Origin of the sequence: Phenylobacterium sp., assembly GCF_044371015.1 — a bacterium.
In the GTDB taxonomy this organism is placed as follows: Bacteria; Pseudomonadota; Alphaproteobacteria; order Caulobacterales; family Caulobacteraceae; genus Phenylobacterium.
On the sequence record NZ_JBILUK010000309.1, the window covers coordinates 1 to 3,114 of the forward strand.

The 3,114-nt window shown below is 69.6% G+C and carries 4 protein-coding genes; 2 read left to right on the top strand and 2 right to left on the bottom strand.

Going from position 1 to position 3,114, the window contains the following annotated elements:
• A partial coding sequence (locus ACIQ3R_RS16775; protein WP_397419996.1) for an FAD-binding oxidoreductase occupies nt 1-1,357 on the bottom strand: 1,357 nt, incomplete at its 3' end.
• A 198-nt stretch (nt 1,358-1,555) separates the two neighbouring features.
• Between ACIQ3R_RS16775 and ACIQ3R_RS16780 the strand changes: the two genes are divergently transcribed.
• Nucleotides 1,556-1,828 carry a type II toxin-antitoxin system VapB family antitoxin gene (locus ACIQ3R_RS16780; protein ID WP_397419997.1) on the top strand — a complete coding sequence of 91 codons (273 nt, stop codon included), beginning with the start codon at nt 1,556-1,558 and terminating at the stop codon, nt 1,826-1,828.
• Complete coding sequence (locus tag ACIQ3R_RS16785; protein WP_397419998.1) at nt 1,825-2,214, top strand: type II toxin-antitoxin system VapC family toxin; 390 nt, start codon at nt 1,825-1,827, stop codon at nt 2,212-2,214. The genes ACIQ3R_RS16780 and ACIQ3R_RS16785 overlap by 4 nt, the downstream gene beginning before the upstream one ends.
• A gap of 387 nt (nt 2,215-2,601) precedes the next feature.
• Here ACIQ3R_RS16785 and ACIQ3R_RS16790 read toward each other — a convergent pair.
• Nucleotides 2,602-3,114 (bottom strand): Sua5 family C-terminal domain-containing protein (locus ACIQ3R_RS16790; protein WP_397419999.1); only part of this gene is annotated, 513 nt, incomplete at its 5' end.

Sequence of the window (3,114 nt, forward strand, 5' to 3'; positions counted from 1 at the left end):
CCCGCTGTACGGCCAATTCCGCCTCGCTTTTATACCGCGCGCCCTCGGCGGTCTTCATCGCGCCCAGGCCGTGCTCGGCGCTGATCGAGCCCCCTAGCTCGGCGACGATATCGTGCACGATGCGCGCGCCTTCATCCCGCCGCGCGGCGTGGGGCGCATCCGGCGCGCCCTCGCCCCGCAGCACGTCGAAGTGGATGTTGCCGTCGCCCACATGGCCGAAGGCGGCGATCCGCGCGCCCGGTGCGAACGCCTCCATGGCGGCGATGGCGCGGTTCAGGAACTCCGGCACACAGCTGACCGGCACAGCGATGTCGTGTTTCCAGGTCGCGCCCTCGGGTTTCTGGCCCGGCGACTGGTTCTCGCGCAGCGCCCAAAGCGCCGCCGCCTGCGTCTCCGACTGCGCCACCACCGCATCGGCGATCAGCCCGGCCTCCAGCCCGGCGGCCAGCCAACGCTCCATCGCCGCCTCCGAAGCGCCCGGCTCGCCCGACCCGAACTCGGCCAGCACATACCAGGGATGCAGCCCGGCCAGCGGATCGCGCTGCCCCGCGATGTTGCGGATCACGAACTCCAGGCCCAGCCGGCCCATCAGCTCGAACGCTTCCACCGCCCCGCCGGTCTCGGCCTTGGCGCGGCCCAGCAGCTTCAGCGCCGCCTCTGGGCTCGCCAGCCCCACGAACGCCACCGCCCGCGAGGCCAGGATCGGCGAGAGCTTCAGCGCCGCCGCCGTCACCACGCCCAGGGTGCCCTCGGCCCCGATCAGCAACTGCTTCAGGTCATAGCCGGTGTTGTCCTTGCGCAGCCGGGTCAGGCCGTTCCACACCTCGCCGCTCGGCAGCACGGCCTCCAGCCCCAGCACCAGCGAGCGCGTCATGCCGTGGCGCAGCACCTGGGTGCCGCCGGCGTTGGTCGAGACGATCCCGCCCACCGTCGCCGAGCCTTCCGAGGCCAGCCCGATGGGAAATCGCCGCCCGGCCCCGGCCGCCGCTTCATGCACCGCCGCCAGCGTCACGCCCGCCTCGGCCACGATCACGTCGTCGTCGCCGTCCACGTCGCGGATCGCCCGCATCCGCTCGGTCGAGAGCAGCACCTCGCCCAGCGGGATCTGCCCGCCGACCAGCCCGGTATTGCCCCCCTGGATGGTGATCGCCTGCCCCGCCTCGGCGCAGATCCCGACCACCGCCGCCACCTCGGCCGTCGACCCCGGCAGCGCCAGAAACGGCGTATGCCCCGTCCACCGGTCGCGCCACTCCAGGAGCTTCGGCGCAATCCGCTCGGGGTCTTCGGACCAGCCGCTGGGCCCGAGCACGGCCTTGAGGCGCGCGATCACTGCCGGATCAATCACCACAGTCGTCATCCCGGTCGGACCCCGGCGAAGGCCGGGGGAGTGCCGGGACCCAGTCGCACGGCCCCAGCTGCTGGGTCCCGGATCGCGCTGGCGCGCGTCCGGGATGACGGGGTTTGTTTGGGGTGGTCGAGGCTCTGCATCCCCTCAACCCTACCCTTCTCGACATCGCCTAGCCAGTATATACTCTGATATATACAGGAGCCCGCCATGCCCGTCCTGATCAAGAACCCCGACACCGAACGAAAAATTCGTGAGGTCGCCAGCCTGCACGGCGAGACGCTCACCGGCGCGGTCGACCGGGCGATGGATCGCGAGCTTGCGGCGGCCCGTCCACCCAGGCGGCGCACCGCTGAGGAGATTCTGGCCGCAGCCGCGGGCCTCCGCGAGGAGGCGGGCATATGGGAGCCCATGCCCCCTATGACGAAGGCCGACTGGGATGAGATCAATGAGGTTCCCGGCTTTCCGGAGGACGATGATTGATCGTCGTCGACTCTTCCGCGCTCGTGGCGATCGCAGAGGGAGAGCCTGAGGCGGGCCGCTTTGCCGCAATTCTCGCGGACACCGACATCGCTTGGCTGTCGCCCACCAACTACGTTGAGACCGCGATGGTCCTGATCGGCCGAGGGCTGATTTCCAACCAGGCCCGCCTCGATCGATTTCTGGCGGACGCCAACGTCCAGGTTCGACACGACCTGGCGCTATCCGAAGGCGCGGTCCAAGCCTTCCTCCGCTACGGCAAAGGCCGCCACCCCGCCCGCCTCAACCTCGGCGACTGCTTCGCCTACGCCCTGGCCAAACACCTCGACGCCCCCCTGCTCTACAAGGGCGACGACTTCGCGCTGACGGATGTGCGGGCGGCGATATAGACCAACCAGCAGACCTACTAGGCACCGCAGTTAGGGGAACGACGATGTTCAGTCCCGATGCGCACGTCGCCAAAGGCGCTGGACCAGCCATACCAATCCAATGATCAAGACAATCGCAAACATGGCGGCCACTGAATAGGTACCGATTGGCAGGCCATAGACGTTACGGCCATAGAAGGGCTGGTTGTCCCGCAGGGCTGTAAGCACGGTAAGTGCGAGGCCGCAGAATATCAGCGCAACCAAGAAGTAGCCGATTACTCTGACCGCAGACCGCGCGCGCACTTGTGGCCACTCCGTCAGGGGCACTGCAAGGATAGCAAGCTCAACAAATGCAGCAAACAGATCTTCCTAATGTCTTCTAAGCGTCGAACACGGCGATATACTTCCCTACCCCACAAACCCCGCAGCCCGCCGCAGCCGGTCGTTGATCGCCTCGCCGAGCCCCGTCTCCGGAACCCTCGCCACCGCGATGCCCGCCGGCGCCGTCCGGTCCGCCGCGCGCAGGAATGCGAACAGGTTCGCCGCCGCCTCGGCCAGATCGCCGCTCTCGCTGAGGTTCCACCCGCCCGCCGCGCCCGGCCCGAAGCCGAGCCAGGCCTCACCCTCGCGCGGCGCCTCCGCGTTCAACCGCAGCGGCGCGTTCGGCGCGTAGTGGCGCGCAAGGCGGCCGGGGGAGCGTTTGGCGTCCGCCTCGGCTTCGGCCAGCGGGCCGATCTCCGCCTCGATCTGCGCCCGCGTCACCGCGCCCGGCCGCAGCAAGCGGGCGACATCCAGCAGGGCCACGACGGTGGACTCCAGCCCCACGGCGCAGGCCCCGCCGTCCAGCGCCGCGCCCGCCGCCGCGCCGGTCTCCTCCACCGCGTCGGCGAAGGTGGTGGGGCTGGGCCGGCCGGAGCGGTT

Bases quoted from the DNA above. Each gene is read 5' to 3' on its own strand.
- ACIQ3R_RS16780 (WP_397419997.1), top strand. From the start codon at position 1,556: ATGCCCGTCCTGATCAAGAACCCCGACACCGAACGAAAAATTCGTGAG.